4 protein-coding genes are annotated in these 19,228 nt (G+C 55.3%); all 4 read right to left on the bottom strand.

The features are described from left to right. Positions 1-20: 20 nt before the first annotated feature. Positions 21-2,180: a TonB-dependent receptor plug domain-containing protein gene (locus JIN87_RS05280; RefSeq protein ID WP_200354483.1), complete on the bottom strand. Its 2,160-nt coding sequence runs from the start codon at positions 2,178-2,180 to the stop codon at positions 21-23. Positions 2,181-2,262: 82 nt separating this feature from the next. Beyond that, the gene (locus JIN87_RS05275) at positions 2,263-3,357 is read right to left on the bottom strand and encodes a DUF6174 domain-containing protein (protein WP_200354482.1); all 1,095 of its coding nucleotides are present in this window, start codon (positions 3,355-3,357) and stop codon (positions 2,263-2,265) included. A 121-nt stretch (positions 3,358-3,478) separates the two neighbouring features. Further along, the gene (locus tag JIN87_RS05270) at positions 3,479-18,052 is read right to left on the bottom strand and encodes an Ig domain-containing protein (protein WP_200354481.1); all 14,574 of its coding nucleotides are present in this window, start codon (positions 18,050-18,052) and stop codon (positions 3,479-3,481) included. 66 nt (positions 18,053-18,118) lie between these two features. Next, on the bottom strand, positions 18,119-19,165 hold the full coding sequence (locus tag JIN87_RS05265) for a hypothetical protein (RefSeq protein WP_200354480.1): 1,047 nt from the start codon (positions 19,163-19,165) through the stop codon (positions 18,119-18,121). Between the last annotated feature and the right edge of the window lie 63 nt (positions 19,166-19,228).

The raw sequence follows: 19,228 nt of genomic DNA, 5'->3' as shown, positions 1-19,228 counted from the left end.
GGAGCATTGCCCTCCTGTTTTTACCAATCCATTCCGGCGCGGATGACGAAGCTTCTGGGGAAGCGGGGGCCGTAGAAGTAGGTGGTGTCGCGGTCGGGGCCGCTGGTGAGATCGTCTTGGCGTTCGTCGAACACGTTTTTGATGCCAGCCATAAGGTCTATATGTCGTGTCTTTCCGAATACGTCTAAGTGGATGTGTTTCGTGGCGGTGATGTCGAAGACGAAGAAGTCGTCAGTTGATTCGTTGAGCGTGCCTTCGACTTCGCGAGCGGCGATCATTGGTCCCGTGTAGACGAGGCCAAAGAAGAGGTCGATGAAATCCTCGTTCTCGTACTTGAGCTGGGCGACGCCGGACCATTCGGGTGTTTCGAGATATCGGTTTTCGTAGATGCCGGGGAGAACCTCTTGTGCTTCGTCGAATCGGGCGTCGACATGAGTGAGGCCTATGGTGCTTTGCCAGCGATTATTTATGCGGTAGGCGGTATTGAACTCTATGCCTTGTACCGTGGAGCTGCCTGAGTTGCTGCGGAGTTTGAATGCGGTTCCGTCTGTGTCGGTGTATACGATGTCGGATACGTTGAATGTGTCGCGCAGGTCGGTGCGATAAAGTTCTCCTTCGACTTGGAGTCGGTTCTCACCCGCTGCGGGTGTCCAGACGAAACCAGCGGAGTAGGAGATGGATTTCTCTTCGCTCAGGTCGTTGGCGTTCCGGGTCCGGGTAGGATCTTCGAGGATTTCGATGTGGAAGTCTTCGTCGAAAATTTCAGGGGCGCGGAAGCCGGTCGCAACAGAAGCGCGCCAAGTCCATGCCTCGTTTGTTGTATGGCGGAGAGCGATACGTGGTGAGATGATCCAGTCTTCGATCTCAGAGTGCTTGTCGGTACGGAGTCCGGTAATGAGTGTTGTATTCGGATTTGGCATCCACTCGTCTTGGACGAAGAGCCCGAGGTTCGTGAACTCTCCTGCTGCAATCGGATCCTGCCCGCTGAAGTCTGCGAGTGAACCGTCTGATAGGAGCGCCCCGTCTTGCTCATCACGCTTTTCGTCGAAGACGTCATCGATCTGATATTGAACGCCCCAAGAGAGGTGGTGTTCGCCGATGCTCTTTGAGAAAAGGGAGTCGAGGTAGTACCGAAGCGTATCCGAGTAGCCATACAGGAGTCGTGATTCGTCAGTTGCTGCTTGGTAGTCGCTGGCATCGAAGCCTTCAGATCCTGGCAGAGCAACGTCCCCGACTCCGCCGTAGTAGCTGTCGCGAGTGACATAGGAGACGGATCCACTAAGGCGGTAGTTTAGGTCGTTGGCCGAGCTTTCCCAGGTCAGGCCGCCGCGGTGCCAATCGTGTTCCAGCTGCTCGGTGATTTGAGCTTCATGGGGAAGGAGGTTGAAGGCGTTTCCACCCCTGCGTTCCTCCCAACTGTACGAGTAGTTGAGGCTGAGTCGTCCGTTCTCGGTTGGGTAGAACCAGCCGTTTGCTCCCACCGTGTAGAAATCCTTTTCTGTTATCTCTGTAAAGCCGTCGTCGTTCAGGTCTACTGCTTCATTGTCGTTGAATTGCGCATACAGAGAAATCGCTGTGTCTCCCTCGGGGCTCGACCAGTCGCGGAGGAGGGAAGTGCTGAGGAAATCTTGCCCGTCCACATTCTCGTAGGCGAAGTCGTAGCGTTGCTTGTCGACTACGGGCTCGTTGGGGAGGATGTTGATGACGCCAGCGACTGCGCCGGGTCCGTACAGGGAGGAGGCACCCCCTTTGACGACTTCTATACGTGAGATGAAAGCGGTCGGGATATGCTCGATGCCATAAACCGAAGCCAGACCAGAGAATAGAGGTTGGCTATCGAAGAGCAGTTGGTTGTAGCCAGCTCCGAGACCGAGCATCTTGATTTCGGCAGTGCCACAGTTCTGGCAATTCGCCTCCGAACGGATACCTGGCATGTATTCCAGAGCGGCGGCGATGTCTCGAGTCCCGGCAGATAGAAAGAGATCGGGCGCTATGAGTTCGGTGCGGATGGGCGCGTCTTTGGCAAGGCGTTCAGAGCGAGTGCCAGTGGAGACGATCTGATAGGCGTCAAGCTCTACGACGGAGTCGGCTGCTTCGTCATGGCTCTGAGCGGACGCGGCAGCGGCTAAGGCAAGGGACACGGCGGTCGCCTGCAGCGATCTAAAAGTTCTGTTAGGCATCTCAAATATTGAACTTTGACTAATCAAAGTTGTGGGGATGCGGTCAAGAACGATTTTGAGGGAGGAAGATTCGGTATGAGGGCTAAGGGGTAGGGTAATCGACCAAAACAGGGGGAGCATCACTCCCTTTCGTCCTGACCATCAGTCGAATAGAATCAGTGCGTCCGTGGGCTTCGGTGAATGCGGCTTGAAACTCGGATAGGGAAAATTCTATGGGATGCTTGCGATTGAGGATCGATGGATCTTGGAGTTCGCGTTGCAGTTCGGGAGGAGTAAGCGTGAGAAGTCTCAAAGTGAGCGATACGGAATCGGGCTTGGTCGATTCCAAGATTGCAGGGTCGTACTCCAGGACAAACTCGTTTCCATCTAGAATGTCTCTTTGGTAGTCCACTTCGATGGTAAGCCAGTCGCTGCTTGTGCTGGCACCTATGATCGTAACGGGGGCTTCGTAGGCGTTGGTGGGTTTGCTGGAGGCGGGGACGAGAGTTGATTCCCAAAGCGCGAGGTGGAAGTCGTGGTAGAGGTCGTCCAATCCGTTCCGGTCGTCGATTCGTATTTCAATCGGGTATCCGAACTTTGGATGATATCTGACATTTAGCACTCGAGCGTCTAGTGTTCGTTCTATGAGTTCAAAGTAGTCTTCGATTGAATACTTATGATCGGTGGTGTTCTCGGGAGCGGTTGGGTCCTTGATTGATAGGGTTGTGCGGAATTCGTTGTTCCGAATCGAATGTAGATAGCCGTGAATGTCGAAGGTCCAAGCGCTGTAGTCCCGATCGTAGTACTGGTAGTTTTCGGGTTTGTTTTGATCCCACAACGCTCGTGCCGCTTCCAGCTCTGCCGCGTCATCTACTGTGACCAAACGATAAAACACGGGGAAATTGGGAATCGGGTAGTAGTAGGGCCAGGTGGCGCTCGCGGGCCATTTCTCGTGTGGGGCTAGCTCTGCTTGAATCGTACCGACTGGATACCACGTTTTGAAGTCAAGGGATAGTTCGATCCGGTAGCGTCTCCGCTTAATCTCATCGGCTTGATGCGTGAACTGGAAGGAGAGCGAGGGGCTTGAGTATGAAGTGGATTGAATTTCCTGAATCAGCAGGCGTTCGGATCCGGAGCTTGGGGAAGTAGTCTCGGCGAGTACGCAGGCGAGCGCGAGTAGCGTTGCATAGGGACGCATAAGGGGCAAGAGGCTGGGGTAGTTGGAGGAAGGAAGCTCTGTCGTCAGGGAAAGAGTTCCGAGCCGATCCTAGTCTGCAACCCTTCGAGCGCTCGCTTTATAGCGCTCTGGAAAAGAAGCCTTAAGGTGCCGGGTTCAGATTTGGAAGAGTGAAGCAGGAGCTCGGCGGATCGAGGGGGCCAAACTGGAAGTCTACGCAGGATTGCTGGCGGCTGAGTTTGAGGGAGAAGGTGTTGTCTAGGAGTTTGACTGTACCGGTGAATTCTAGAATCGCTGCGAGCGTTATATCGAGGTCGACGCTGGCGAAACGGATCTTGTTGTCGTTTGTCCCGTCAAGGTTGTCGAAGCTGTCCATGAGGGCGTTAGTGAGGAAAAAGCCAGTTTCGAGTTCGACGCTCAGTGCTCCTTCTATGTTGCTGGCGAAGTTCCCATCGGTATCGACTCGAAGGTTGAAGCGAAGATCCTCAAGGAGTGGATTGCTGGAGAACTGGTCGTCAGGAATTTCGAATACGATGGGAGATGATGCGTTTTCACGGCTGAGGTAGGCTCTCACGTTTCCGATACGGGTACCGTTGAGGTCGAAGCCGTTGTGGATGAAGGTTATGTTGAAGCTTCCGTCGGCTCCGATTTCAGGAATTGCAGGAAGGGGGATGCCGTCGGCGAAGCTGCCGTCGAAGAATTGAGTCCAAGGTAACCTTAGCTCTGCTCCTTCTGGTATGCTGATGCCGATCTCGCCGGTTTGGAGGTTCCATTTGAATGGGAGGGCGGCCTTCAGGTTTACGAGCATTTGACCGATCGCTTCGCCGATGTCGAACTCGGTCGTTGAGCTACCGGCGGTGGCGGTAATCTCGCCTGTAGTGGAAATGCTCATACCAAGGTTGTTAAACTGGGCACCCAGAATATTGAAATCCCATCCTGCGGCCGAGAGTGAGAAGGCTCCTGAGCTATTGGTACGTGGGAAGTCGATGGTGATCGTTCCCCTTCCGGTTGGCACGGCGCTGTTGTTTATCTGAAGCCATCCATAATCGATAGATGGTAGTTCGGAACGGAGCGTGATCGGATCCATTTCGCCGGAGGAATCGAAGTCGAGGTCGATGTCGATGGGGGTCGTTACGATCTGGAGCGGATTGTTTGGATTCGGATGACGAATGTTTAGTCGGGCATCTAGTTCAGCGGCCAGACTCGGTAACTCGTCAAAGTCGAGTCGCGTAGAGAATTTGTGGGTGCCGGCTTTGAGTTCGATCAGATCGGTGCCAAGGAAGCCAATGTCATCCGAGGTGGTGAACTCGATCTTGTGCACGTCTTGAGCTCCGCCTAGGATGATGCTCACGTTGTCGATTTCAGCTGGAAGAACGTCGACTCCGAGGACTTCTACGCCCGGCGGATCGTAGCTGATGTTGATCCCGTCGCTGTCGAGCGTGAAGGTACCGCCTTTTCCACGGTCGATGGAGAGGAGGGGAGGGTTGGCGTTTGTTGGGAAAGATACTGCGGCTATCGATCCGAGTGTCGCGACTACTCCGTCCTTGGTGATCGTGACGCTGCCGGGGAGCTCGAGATCGGGAAGGTTCGCAAAATCGAACATTCCCTCTGGTGCCTCCACTTGGAGTTCGAAGCGCTCGCTATCGAGACCGAAGACGATGTTGCCGGGGGCAACGTTGATGAATTGGGCTTGGCGTCTACCCTGTCCCGGGAACCATGTGACGTCTACGTTGCCCTGGCGAGCGATGGTGAACTCTGGTTGATCGAAGCCGTTGCCGTTGATTGTGCCATCGATAAGGGCTCCTTTTCCTCCGGTCGGGGAGATGGTGACGATCGGGTTGAACGCATTGAATGGACCGTCTGGGTCGAGGGTGAGAGCGTCGAGAGTGACTCGAGCGTTCCAGGCTTCGTACCCGGAGAACGTGAACGGTTCGTCCGGCGCTCCGCCGTCGATGTTGAGGGCTTGGTGAAGTCCGAAGGTCCAGAGTTCGAGCTTTGCCGGTTGGATACTAAATGTCCCGCCTTCGCCAGGGAAGAGTTCAAAGCTGAAACCAATGCTATCACCGCTGGCTGGTTTGATGGACGCGAGTTCACTGAGTGCGATTTCGTCTAGGCTACCGTTGATGAATATCCGATCGTTGGATACTTCGAGGTCGAAGCCGCTTTGAATGTCGAAATGAGAGGCGAAGGGGAGAGGGTTATCGATCGAGGCGATTAGATTGAAGTCTTCACCTTGAAGAGAGAGACTGATTGTGCCGGAGCTGCCGATCGCGACTTCTTTACCGCGAAGTTCGGTAGCGGGGAACTGATTTGTGAATGAAATCCTAGCACCTATTGGTAGGTTAGAGATAGTGAGACCTGTATCCGAAGCTGCGATACTGGCGATCTCTTTCCAATTATCATCTATGGGATCGATTTCGAGCCAAGGGGTGTTGGAGTTGGGGCCAAGAACAAAACCGCCTTCGCCTTCGAAGTGAGCTGAGGCGGTCCAAGGTCCGTCGTCGTCGAAAGAGAACGGATCGGTGTCGTTTTCTCCGTGCAGATGGAGGTAGAGGCCTTCAGCGAAGAAAGGACCTTGAATCCGTCCCGCATCGACGGAAAGGTTGAGATCTGCCCAATCTGAGGAGGCGAAATCCAGACTGCTGGCTATCCGCGTTGTGATCAGGCCGTCTTCGTCGCTCTGAAGCGGAAGAAGGCGGCCGAAGAGGGGAATCGAGAGATAGGGCGCTACAGCGGCGATCGAGATCCGTCCTTCATCCGAAGCGAGATAGAAGTCTCCTTTGAAAGTTACATTGGGAGTGTTTGCCTCAACTAGGTTCGAGGTGTCGAAAGAGCTGAGTTCAAAGCTGCTTGCGATCGTCGGGAATGCGAGTGGATCTGTGGCGTTCGGGGTGACGGCGAATTCGATGTCCGGGACTGAGAGCAAGCCGGAACCGACCTCTAGGTCACCCTTGAAGGCGATGCCGCCAAGGTAGCGAGCCAGGCCGATCGGGGTGGTGTTTTTCTTGGATCCACGGTGGTAGTAGGGCGAGTAGGCTTCAAAGCTCGCCTCTCTTACAGTGGCTATCCTGTTCGTGAAGCTGATTGGATTTGGGATGATCAAGTCACGGCCGGCAAGGTTGGCAGAGATCTTTGGTAGCATTCGCAAGTAGTTAACTACGTTTTCTGCGTTGTTGGCGCTCCCATCGAGGACATCCTCAGCAAGCTGCTTGATGCTCTCTGACGCTTCGTCTGGATTATTGAATACGTTTTTGTACGTGCCCCAGAATTGGTCGAAGCCATCGATCTCCTCGCCTGGCGCTATTTCAAATTCGATTGATGCTTGGCCGATCAGGTAGGAAAGCCAAGAGCCGCTCGGAAGTTCGGAAAGAATGTTCAGTGTTCCGGCGTCTCCGTCGAGATCGATAGTGGAGCGTGTGGTTGGGATGTTTAATATCGTGGCATCGGCCCATCCGCTCATAAACGCTTTGTCGCCAGGGTAGAACTCATCGAAATTGAGATCCGGATCAAAGTTGAGTAGCAAATCGATGAATTCTTGAGAATTGTCAGGAAAGTCGGATACGGGAGGATTTGGGGCGGGGACGTAGAAGGCGAGTTCGCCGACCTCGTCGACTTCGAACAAGTAGCTGAAGAGTCCCTCTGCTTTTTGGAGGTAATAAGAGTAGCCCTCGCCGGGAACCAGAATCTCCGCTGCTTCTGGAGGAAGCCCTCGCGTGAGGATGCGGGGGAAGGAAAGTGACCCAGCTCCGAGAAGCCCTCCGTGAGGGAAGAAGTCGTCGGTGAGGTTTGTTCTCTCATGGAAGGATCCTTCGTATTGGCTTCCCGCAAAGAGCAGATCGAAGGCTTCGGAGCCGTGGCCAGACCAGAATGGGTCTGCCAAATGGTTGGGCGCGTCAGATCCAGCGTTGCCGCCGAGGGAAGCGAGGAGAAGCTCGAGGCGTGAAGGAAGTCCACGTGTCTCCAATTGATCGTCGTAGCTCGGAACTGGGCCTAAGCGTGTCGATTGGGTGAAGATGGACTTACCGCTACGAGGATGGCGGTCGAACGAAGGCATGAGGATGCGTCCTCCGGCACGTCCCATTTGTAGGCCGAATGGTGCGAGCTCGTATTCAAATGTGGTGACAGCGTTTGAGATGAGGTCGCTCATACGTTCGTTGGCGAAGTTCACGGGGTCCTTGGTGAGTTGATCGCGAACGATGGTGCCGGGATCTGGGAGTTCGAAACGTAGATTTGCGGTTGCTTGGTCAAACGCAGGGAAGAGCAGGCCGCCGGCTCCGCCTGCGTCCCCAGTCAAAGTGCGGAGGAGAATTTGGGATGGGGAGAAGGAGAAGCTCTCGATCAAGGTGACGCCTTCTAAAACTGCATTGGGATCTGGGCTCTTGGGACCGGCGTAGGCTTTGAATGAGAAGGCGTCGTTGCCGCCGGTGAGTGGGAACCCAAAAAGCTTGGGTTGAACGGCACCGCAGGTAGAGAGGCGTGGTATGATGGCGTTGGCTGTTTCGGATAAGAATACGATGTAGGCTTCCGAGTAGTTTCCGAAGGCGTCTGTGGGAGGGAAGGAAATCAGGTTGCCTAGAAAGGCTTGGCGTTTGTCGTCTGAATCGAGTTGGTTGAAGTGTTCGAGTGGGCTGTAGTTGAGGTTCGGTGACAAGTCTGGGTAGTCTCGTTCGAGCTTTCGCATGATATCGTAGACGTATTGCGAGGAGAGACTGTCCACTGCGTTTTCGACGGCACGGAAGGATTTCTCGACACAGCCAGGGCAATCGAAGAGCAAGGCCGCGGATCCGAGTTCGAGAGGTCCGATCTTGGCGTTGATTTTTCCGCAGAGATTTGGTGCGGCGATGTTGCCATAGGCGTCGAACTTGTTGAGGTAGAGCTCTGCTCCGCCAACGGGAACGCCGAAGAGTTTGATATCTCCGACGAGGCCTTCGGTTCCGCTGGTGGATGTTATCATGCCGCCTGTAACAGAGGCGAAGGAGGAGACTCCGATATAGGAGAATTCTCCGGAGACTTTGATCACCATGTCTTGGTAGGGGATGCCTGCGTAGGCGGCTTCGGCGATTGCGACATAGACTTCGCCCGCGTTTTCGGGAGCGTCCAGTGCGTTGATGGCGCAGAGGACGGTGTTTGCGAAACCGAGCTCGATATCGCGCAGGGTTTGCTCGATGCCGTCGTTGATGGCGTCGGCTACGATTTGGTCGGGAAAGTCATCAGGGAGGCGTGGAATGATGCCGCCGACTCCGGAGACTATTTTGTGGGCGATGTTGGCTGCGATTTGATCGACCGTTCCTGTTCCGACGATGGAGGCGACTGATTCGGGAGTGATGCCAAAGGCGTTGAGGGTGGCCTCATCGATGGAGGTGAATTTGAAGATGGCTCGGCCTTCGTATTCGGAACCGGATACGAACGCTTCGGGGTGTGGTTGTGCGGCGATGCCAAGAGCCGGTGGCGGGCAATTGCTTGGATCGGGGCAGAGGGTGAAATTTTCGACAGATCCTTCTTCGGACTCGGCTTCGGCGACGTCGGCACGGAGGTCCGCGAGGAGTGTGTCTATTTCGCTGGAGTCGAGCCCTTCGAGGGCGGCTGCGGCATCTGTGCTGCTCATGTTGAACTCGAGGACGAGGATGCGTTCGAGTCGGTAGCGTTTGACGGCAAGTTCGGCGGCAGCGGTGACTTCCGAGGTGTCTTGCAGATCGTCCCGAAGCTGGACGAGTTGTTCCCAGGTGATGAGGGAACACTCTGTGAGGTCTGGAAGCGGAAGATCGGGGGCGGTGCTGCCGGAAAGCGGAGCTCCCGTGTTAGGATTGATGGGGAAATGACGTTTGAAGGAGCAGGGATCGCTGATGTTGTTGCCGAAGGCGATACCGCCTTGACCGCCGTTGAGAGTGAAACCGTAGGGGAGGGGGATGTTGACTTCGGAACCGGCGAGACCGAAGCAGACGCCACGGAGTCCTGAGGAATCGAATACGCCGATACCGTCGACGGCGTTGCCTTTGATGTTGATGGTAATCTTTCCGGAGAGGAAGATCTGCGGGAAATGTTGAAGGCCGCCGATGTAGACTGTGCCGGTGGCGGGGAAGCCAATAGTGTCAGTTAGGTTTACGCCGAAACCGAGTCCGTTGACGTTGGCGGAGGGCTTGCCGTCGACCATGCGGAGCTCGAGGTCGTCGACCGAACCGGTGATGATGTCGGCGATATCGAGGTCGGCGGAGAGGATTATGCCGATGTTGTTGGCGTCGAAAACCGCGTAGGATTGTCCGTCGGGTGGGAAAAGGGAGAAGTATCCGGAATCCGATGACGGGGAACGGAAGTCGAGGCAGAGTTCACTGACAGTGAGTGGTAGATCGTCTTCGCCTTCGCCGAGGAGTTTCTCGCCCTCTGCTTCATCTCCATCCGCTGTGCCGTAGGTGTAGCAAGTCTTGCCCGGGAAAAAGAAAGGGGAGCCTTCTTCTTGCGAGAAGACGATACGGGAACCGCTGGTGGAGAGGGCGACGGTTTCGCCGGTGTTTTCGCCATCTTCGGATAGGGCGACGCCTACGCCAAAGTCGAAGTCGAGGCCGAATTCGGCGGCGAAGATGCCGAGCGGGTTTTCGAGGCGGAAGCGGGGATTGATGACGAAGAGCCCTTCGCCCGCTTCGCCGAGGTAGAGTTCGCTTTCGGAATTTGCGGATATTTCAATGGCATCGAGCTCGAAGGCGAAGTCGTCGAAACTTGGGCTTGAACCGTTCTCGGGCAGTTGGATTTGCAGTATGGCTGCATTGCCACCGACGAGATCGACGGGGTCGCCTGCCGCGTTCTGGAACATGCCCTCGACTCTGCCTTTTGCGAAACCGGTCAGGGTGAGGATGCGGTCTTCGAAGGTGAGTGATGTTTTGGGTTCCCCTTCGTCGTTTTGGCCGAGCAGCGTTAGACTGAAAGGCGCGTTGCCGAAGAGTTCGAGATCTTCGACTAGGGAGAGTTCAAAAGCGGGGTATCCACCGAGTGTCCAGTTTCCGTTGTCGAGTTCGGCCCGCGCGTATTTTTCATCGGGGAGTGGGATGTTGATGACGGCGTTGACGTCGGAGAAGGAAGCGCTGGAGCGTTTCTCTCCAGAGTCGTATGCGAAATCCAGAGACATGCTGCACACGTCAACCCAGACTGCTTCGTACTCTTCGATGCCGAAACGGATGTCTGATAGGGCGAGAGAGCCGGCCAGTTGTACTGCTTGGTCAGCGTTTAGCCAATTGAACTCGAGGTTTGCGATGCTGATCGATGCTCGAGGCGCGTCCGGATCGACGGCTCCTTCGATGTCTTCACCGCAGGCTTGGGATTGGAAGCCTTCGGGGAGTTCGAGGTTTCCCTCGCGAAGGGCGATGAGCACATCGCCGTTGGCTTTGGTACCGAGAACGACTCCACCGGTGAAGAGTAGTTTGAAGTCTTCGGGCTCGGGATCGTAGTTTTCCGGGAATTCTGTATTCTTGTTTAGAATACCAACTTTCGCTCCTGCGTGGTAGGTGGCTGAGGTGAAGTTTGATCCGTTCTCGTTCTCTTGGGCCGTGACATCGGCACTGATCTCGCCAGTGAAGACGACGACGTCGTTGCCGAACATAATGTCGTCGGTGAACTCGAGTCCGATGCCGAACTTGTGTTCTTGGAGGTCGGGATCGTAGGCGTAGAGGATTTCAGCGGCGTAGGTTTCGATGGTGCCGTTGGTATCGCGTTGGATTTCGGCATCGAACTTGGTGGAGTTTATGCGACCGCTCCAGGAGCCGGAGAGGTTGAAACCGCCGTCGATGATGAGTTCGACGTCTTCGCCTCCCATTTGGGTGGCGACAGGGGTGAGGGCTTTGAGTTGTAGCGAGAAGCCCTCGGTGCGGTGGAAGGTGGAGTCGACGACTTCGAAATAAGCGGGGTTGCCGTTCTTATCCTTTATCTCAGGGAAGGAAACTCGGCCGCCCAGTTTAACCTGCCAGATTTCGGTTTCGCGATTAAAGGCGAGTTCGCCGAAGATGCGTTCGAGCGTGATGTCGCCGGGAAGGGAGACGACGTAGTCTTTCAGTTCGAAGGCATCGAACTGGGCGCCGATCAGGTTGAGCACATCATAAATCAGATAGAGACCGTCGACGGCGCTGGAGAGCAGGGCGTCTGCGGCGATGGGCTTCAGCTCGTCCTTGTAGTTATTGTATGCGGCGGTGACGGTATCGAGGTGCTGCTGGGCGAGCCAGAAGGCTTGGCTGCCTTCGACCCATAGGTTGAATTTGCCTTGGATCGCGTCTAGTTTCGGCTTTACCACATCGGCATCGAAGGAGGGGGTGAATCCCTCGAGGGGGACGCCGACAAACTCGATGGCGAAGATCAACATATCCAGAGCGTCGGCTGTTGAATTGGCGACATTGGCGATGTCTTGAGTTTCGAGCTCGGACTCGGAAATGATCTCGATCTGGCGTTTGAGGTAAGCGTCTAGGGAGGTGAAAGCGGCTTGGTTCGCGGCGGTGTTGCCCGAATTCTGGGCAAAGGTGACAAGAACGTTGAAGAGCTTGTAGAGCGGGTTGCGCTCCTCGCGTTTCTCCACGGCTGACTTAGCGGCTCGGATGCTGGACGCCTCCGCAACTCTGAGGTGGCGGTGCTCCGCCTTCGCGGCTTCCTCTTGATCGCGGACAGCCTGGGAAACGCGTGCCAGAGCCTTACCTGATTCGAGTTGGATTTGAGCGTCTGTAAGCTCCGGGCGCTGAAGCCTTAGGTCGTCCTGGTAGTCTTCGACTATACTGCTGATCGGAGCGTAGTCCTCTGCGGATGGTTCAGCAATTGAGTCGAGCTTTTCGAAGACATACATCGCCTCGAGCTTGCGTTTGAGTCTTTGTTCGGGCGTCTCGTTACGACGTTGGTTGGCGGGAGTGGTTTCGTCGTCTTCTCGAACGAGCTCCTCGTAGCGTATCCAATATAGGGATTCGAGTATCGACATATCGAGGTTATCCACTCCGAGGCTGCTTGCTGTTGCTCGCATCCGTAGCAAGGTCTCGACCAGATATTTAAACTCTCCGCGGCTGAGCTTACTGTACTTGTTACGATCAACGATCTTCAGAGTGCTTGGACTGATGCCATAGCGTTCGAGTAGTTGAGTTTCGACGTCTTCGAACTTTTCGTCAAGCGAAGCTCCGAGATCTGCGAGAGTGGAATCATCGTCCCCACCGAGCCCTTGATAGTTGGCTTCAAGGTCGAGAGCGGATTCTCCCAGAGCTAATACGATTGGTAAGGAGTTGCTGGATACGTCGAGATTCTCAATTTGTTCCGCAGCCAATTTACGGCTTTCGTCAAGTTCGTCGCTGATCTCGGAGAGAGTTTCCGATCCCTCCAGTCCGGTGGCAGATGCCAGGGCACTGTTGTCGAGGGCCTTTTTGACTGGATTCGCCAGTTCGTTAAGCCTCTGAAAGTATTGAATCTGCGCGACGGTTCCGTCTACCGAAGACTTAGCTGCCCGGAGCTCAATGAGAATGTTTATGAGAAAAGGAATCAGGTGGGCTTGAGTGGCGGTTGCGGCGTCGTTGAGACCCAAGTTGACTGCATCCCCGAGTTCTTCGGTGAAAAGACCTGCCCAGGCGTTGAGAGTGTCGAATTTGATATTGATCTCGGGAGTGGCGAAGTAGGGAGGTTTTCCGATATCGGTGAAGTTTGGTTCCGGAAGTTCAGCGGCGCGTTTTACGAAGGGAGTAAAGCTCTTGTTCAGCGCGGAGAAATATTGGTAGAGCGCTTGGCTGTTTTCTGTCGCGGTATCGAATTTGATTGGATCGAAGGCGGGCAGTGAAAAACGTACCGCGTTGGTAAGCGCGAACTTCACTCCGCCCGCTTCCGCTCCGAACAGGTACTCGGGATCGTCGATATCGAGGTAAGCTTCGAAGAACATTCCGTTGGGGAGGTCGAGTCGAGCGCTGCCACCGATTGCGAATTCGCCGTTGCTGTTTAATTCGAAGCTCATGGGGCGGCTCTCTTGGACGGAGAAACGAACGGAGTCTTCGAACTCGCCTTCAAGTGAGCCTGGGAAGCTTGTTTCTCCATAGACGGAGAAGGCGAGATTACCGAGGGTGTCGAAGGAGCCGTTGGGGACGATGAGGGTGGTGTTGAATTTCGGGAGCTGGACTTCGCCGGAGAACGCTCCGGAGAAGAAACCGGTGCGAACGTCGAAGGTAGCGGCACCGGCTAGTTTTTGGAGCTGGATATCGCCTGGGAGGAGCATGTCGGTAAGGGACTCATGCGTTCCGAGGCTTGCTGCTTCTTCGTTCCAGCTAGCGACTGTTGCAAACCTGTAGTGTGAAAGTAATGACGCGGAGTGGGATAAGAGTTGAAAGCGGCGGGCGTTCAGATCGGTTCGGCTGGTTTCGTCTAGCTCCTTTTTGTACTCTTCTGAGATGAGTTCGGCTTCCTCGAAAATGTAATTTGCCGCTACGTCCATTGCTTGCCAAACTGGTTTTCGCTCGGAGCCTTCCACTGCTCCCGAGATTTCTGCGAGATGTGCGATGATCCGAGATAGGCGTGTGTTTGTGCCGGCCGTCCATTGATCGTTGGGATTTTCGCTTCCGTAGTTTCCGGAGCGGTAGAGTCGATCGCGAAGGAGGCAGAGTTCAAGAATCGCGGCCGTTTCAATCGCATGGTAGTCTCTTGATTCGGCAGGGTAGTGCGGGAAGGTTTCGAAAAGGGTGTCGAGTGTGTTTGCGAAACGGTTGTAGTGTTTTTCTCCATACTCTACCGCGAGTTCCTCTGTTTTGAGTTGGTCAAGTACGTGGACTATGAAGCGCGCTTCTTTTAAGAACTCTCTGAAGTTCTGACCTGCGGGAGGTTCCGGATAGTCGTCGAAGGCTTCGACGATTTCGGCGAGGGTTGTGCCGGCAGCCAGCCCAGCCTGAGCTCGGGCCGCTTCAATATCGAGCATGTCTCGGAGCGCGAGGATGATGGCGTGACGACTACGAGTCGCTTCAGCAACAGCAAGGTCTTCTTCTACTTTGTCTGCTACTAGGTCGAGCATGCCTGCCGCCTCGGCTAAGCAAGAGTCGCTAGCAGCCCCGAGGGCTGATTTGCTAGCTTCGATATCCATACCGCGATTGACCATGAACAATAGTTCGAAACGGTTCATGAGCTTGTAGGCGGGAGTCGGGTCGCCTCCTTGCCAGGGGCGGATGACTGTTTGACTGGCGTCGTTGGGATCGGGGGCGGCGACTTTGAGACCAAGCTCGAGCTCGTAGCGGTCCGAGTAGGTTTGGACGAGGATGGAGAGTTCGGCCATGCATGATTCGTAGCCGTTGAAGCCGGTAGCGGACCGGAGGCGTTCGATCTCGACGAACGCATGAACGATGCGAGAGAACTGCTCGTAGGAGAGCGAGAGGGATGGGTTTACGATTTGCTTGAGAAATGTGGTGCGGAGGCTTTCGACTTGTTGTTCTAGTTTTTCGGCGTCGTTTGAACTTATTAGGTCCGGAGCTTCTGCTATCGATTTTTGGATACGCGTTAGCGCTTCGAGCATTTCGGCGATGTAGAGTGGGTCTCCGGTGGCTATGGCGGATTTCGTTTCGGTGCCGAAGAGTTCTGATAGGCGTTGGCCAGTGACGGCTTCGAGAGGGGAATTGATATTGTTCTCAAGGAGAGCGGCGAGGCCGTGAGCCCATGCGTCGATCGCGCTTGTAGTGAGATTCGCGTTGATGGCGAAGAATCCATCGGCGGGATCCTCTTCAAATACGTTTTTATCTGCGGCGGTGGCGAAACCTCTGTAGGCGAGGCGATAGCTGTCGAAGCAGGCCTGGAGTTGGCCGAGTTCCTCTGCGTTGGGTGTATCGGTATTTGGGAGACAGGAATCGGGGTTGTCAGGGAGAATATCGACGAGGCTGCCGAGGGCGGGGATTTCGACTGACTCTGCTCCGATCTTGATGGTGTAGCGAGGATGGGCGAAGTGGAGGGAACCTTTGAATTTAGCTCCACTCTCAAGCTCGACTTGGACGGCACCCTTGAGGAGGAAGGATCCGTTGGGGTAGAGGGAGAGCCAGAGGGGGTTGTTTGGGGTGGCAGTGAGTTTGGCCTTGGCTCCGGGGAGCGTGAATTCGCCATGCCAAGTTTGCTGTAATAGTGTTGCACGACCCGAGGGAGGTGGGGGAGGTGGAGCTGCAGGGGCTTGCAGAGCAGGGACTGGGGTCGTGGTGAGAAGGGTGAACTGAGGGGGAGTCGATGAAGAAGTAGAAGCGGATGAAGAGGGTAAGGGGCCGCCGGTCCAGAGGAGTGATTGGGTTTGCCAGAGGAGAAGGGGGAGACCATCGGAGACTATGTTGCCAAGGAGGGGGGCAAGGTGGTCGAACTGAAAGTCGTCTGTGGGGAGAATACCGGTGGGGATGGCGAAGGGCTCGTCAGGTGCGGAGCCGAGGATGAGTTGTCCTGATTCGAAGCTGAGTTGCTTGCGGCCGGCGATTTGCTCGAGCCGGGTGCCGGAGGGGAAGTTGAGCCAGAGTAGTGGATCTGTTGGTGAAGAGCCTTGAGGGAAGTAACGGAAGGCGGGGAGCGAGCCGTCTTCGTTTAGAGAGATGAGGGCTCCGTAGTCTGGATCGCCGTTTTCGTTGAGGGCGACGAATTGCGCGGGATCGGCGAGGAGGAGTCGGGTTGTACTGGATACGGTTTGATGATCTTCTGTGCTATGGGCGATCGCGAAGAGTTCGGTGGTGCGAGGATTGCTTGGATCCGTTTGCACGGTGAAGGCCCAACGGCCGTCGCCTAAATCGGTGGCGTTTCCGAGAAGGATCGTACCGTCGTAGAAGACGACGTTTGCGAGCTGCTCGCGTGAGGTGTTTTCTATTTGGAGAAGGATGCCGTCGACGTCGCTTCCCGACTCGTAGGTGGCGATGATCTCGGATATGGCGAGGGGAACGCCTTCGGCGGTTTTGATGATACGCCAAAAGGCGGAGGCGTCGCCGGGTTCTAGTTGACCTGCGAGGGCTCCTTTGATCGCAGTATCTGAAATTGTGATACTCTCTTGACCTTTCCAGTCGCGTAGGTTGGTGGATTTTTGGAGTTGGTAGGTCGCTCCCAAGTCTCCTCGGAACGAAAACTCTACTGGACTGGCTTTCCCTATTTGGGGGGTGGCTTGCTTGAGCTCGAGTTCCAGCGACTTGTGGAAAGAGGGATCGGTCAAGATGGGAGCTGGATTTGTGGAAACGGTGACGCGAAGCTGCTGAGACACCCGGTTTCCCGCTTCATCGGTGACTGAAAGGGATAGGGTTGTGGTGCCGAGTTTTGCGTCGGCCGCTTCGATGCTCAGCTCGCCTGTTGCTGGATCGAGGGTGACTTTGCTGAGGAGGGAGGTTGTGGGGCGGCTGATACTGTAAGTGACGGCCTCGTCTGGACTCTCGGGGTTGGAGACGAACTCCGCGAGTTTGATGGATCTGCTAAGTGTGGATTTGTCGAGAGATATTGATGGGATGCTCTTGAACGTTGGAGCCAGGTTTTTGGATACGACTTCTATGGAGAGATTGGCAGAGGCTTTGTTGTTGTCTTTGTCGGTAGCGGAAAGGTCGAAGCCTGAACTTCCGGATTTTCCGGATTTGGGGAAGAGGACGAGCTCGGCTGCCTTTTGATCGATGCTGTATTTATCGAAGAGCTCGGGCTTTTCGACTTTGTCGAGTTTGTAGGTGAGGGGGGAGCCTGTTGGGGATTTGAAGATCTTGGTAAGGTCGAGTCGCACGGTGGCGCCGTTACTTGGGGCCAGGAAGTTGGTTTTTTCTGTGGCGACTGGGGCGTCTGGGGCTGGAGTGATTTCTAATGAGGCGTATCCGCTGTATTGCGACAGTGTGTTTTTAGCCTCGTTGCTTGCGATCTCTAGCGTTCCGTGAGTCGGGCCTGCGAACTGATCCCATAGGAGGAAGCGAAAAGCCTGAGGAATGTTTTTTGAAAAGTCCGCGTCAGGGATGAAGCGAATGCGATCGCTGGGGAGAAGGGTGAATGCTGTTCCTTTTTTTGGTGGATCGACGTTTATCCAGGTTGTTTCGCCTTGGATGAGGTATTGCCAGTCTCCGTTTGTGAAATCGAGGTTTGTCAGGGCGAGAGAGAGGGCGTCGCTGTTGGGGTCGGTCGCCTGCTTGGAATCGAGTTGAGCAACTAGGTCGGAAACGAGAGTTCCCGCGGAGTCGGTTTCGTTTTCGTCGATGGCAGCGAGCTCGGGCGCGGTAAGAAACTTGAGAACTGGAGGTTGGTTGGGAGACGGTGTAAGGACAAAGTGGTGACGGCGAGTGGTCGTGATGCCAGACTGGTTCGTGGCGATGACTTCTAGGACGTACTCTCCTGCGGCGAGAAAGAGCTGCGATGTGTCGATGTCGACATTGGCGAGGACGCTATTGCCGAAGGGAGTCAGCGGTAAGGCTTCGCTGGTGTGGACGATGTCTCCGGCCGCATTTTTGATTTGGTAGTGGGTTGATGCTAGTTGTGTGACATCGTAGTCGTTTCTTATCTGGTAGTTGGCTGCAGAATACGTGGGACCCCACTGGTCCGCCTGGTAGGCGATTCGGATAAACAGCTCGTGGTTTCCTGGGGTGAAGGGGGAGAAGAGGTTTAGCTCATCGAGGACGAGGCCGTCGACAGGATCGTCGATGTCGATTTGGATGCCGTTGCCGAGGCCGGGGTCGGTGTTCCAAAAATACTCGAGGGTCGCGGCGGTGGCTGCGCTGACGGCTAGGGATGCGGCAGCGAGGGAAGAGAGGAGGGCTCTGCTCATTGGATTTGGATGAGTTGGATGAGGCTATTGATCGCGGCACAAGGCCGCTTCCCACAGAGGGCGTTTCTAGAGGTCGAGGGGGACGTCGTCGGTTCCGCCTTCTTCTTCTATGGTGGGCTCTGCGGTGGCTTTGAAGCTGAGCTTGAAGGTTTGTCCCACTTCGAGAGTTGGTGGAGCGGAGACTTGGAAAACGACGGGAACGCTAGGCATTCCGGATGGGACGTAGGGGTGATCGCCGGAAAAGGGGCCGGCGTCTATGCCGGTGTCGAGGATGTTTGCCGCCTCGCTGCCGGGAGCGAGTTTGTAGCGGGCGTCGAAGGAGCCTCCTGCGAAGAAGGTGGTTTCGTCGGCGTCGTTTATGTTTTTGTCTTCCGGCCAGACGTTTTTGTCGTTGCCGGTGTTGTTTTGGGAGGCGTCGACGATGTTGTATTCAGCGAGGGCGTTGGTGAGGGTGAGCTGGCAGGAGGTGTCGGGGGCGAGGATGTTGTAGCGCAATGTGCCACCTTCGATGGCAATGAGATATCCGCGTAGTAGATTATAGGATACGTCGCTGTTATGGAGAGTCGTGTGGAGGCCGGATCCGATGAGGATGTTGTTGTGAATCTTGAGGTTGCTGTTGGTATTGCTAAGCGTGCCGCCGCTGACCTGGGCTCGGTAGTTTTGGCGGATGGTGGAATTGGTGACGTCGTTTACGTTTATGAATACGGTGCCGGTCGAATAGGTCGGTCCGAGTCGCTGGACGAGGATGTCGGAGGTGTCGTCGAGATCGACGACACCAATTTGTAGACTGGTGAGGGAAGAGCCTGAGCCGGCCAGGGAGTTGATGGTGACCTTGTCGATGATGGCTCCGTGGGTTTCGGAGGCATCGGGGAAGTTTCCTTCGATGAACCAACCCGGGCCTATGAGGTGGAGCTCTTTGTTGAGGGTGACACTACCGTAGGATGTGGACGAGCCGGCGAGGATGAGAGTGTCTCCTGCAGCGGCAGCTGTGATAGCTGCCGAGAGGGTGTCGAAGTCGGCTGCGCCGGGGTTGGCGTTGTCGACGGTGTGGGTCGCTGCGTGGGATGCAGATACAGTGAGGGTACAGGCTAGCAGTGCGGTGATCAGACGCATGGAGTCGGTTGGTTGGATTAAAAAAAGTGTAAAGGCTAAGTAGCGCAGGTAATGCTTAGCCTT

It is taken from the genome of Pelagicoccus mobilis, assembly GCF_016595505.1.
GTDB classification, from domain to species: domain Bacteria; phylum Verrucomicrobiota; class Verrucomicrobiia; order Opitutales; family Opitutaceae; genus Pelagicoccus; species Pelagicoccus mobilis.
The sequence above is the reverse complement of the archived record's forward strand: the minus strand, read 5'-3'. Positions and strand labels throughout refer to the sequence as shown.

Coding starts and splice junctions, on each gene's coding strand:
- JIN87_RS05280 (WP_200354483.1), bottom strand. CDS start 2,180: ATGCCTAACAGAACTTTTAGATCGCTGCAGGCGACCGCCGTGTCCCTT.
- JIN87_RS05275 (WP_200354482.1), bottom strand. CDS start 3,357: ATGCGTCCCTATGCAACGCTACTCGCGCTCGCCTGCGTACTCGCCGAG.
- JIN87_RS05270 (WP_200354481.1), bottom strand. CDS start 18,052: ATGAGCAGAGCCCTCCTCTCTTCCCTCGCTGCCGCATCCCTAGCCGTC.
- JIN87_RS05265 (WP_200354480.1), bottom strand. CDS start 19,165: ATGCGTCTGATCACCGCACTGCTAGCCTGTACCCTCACTGTATCTGCA.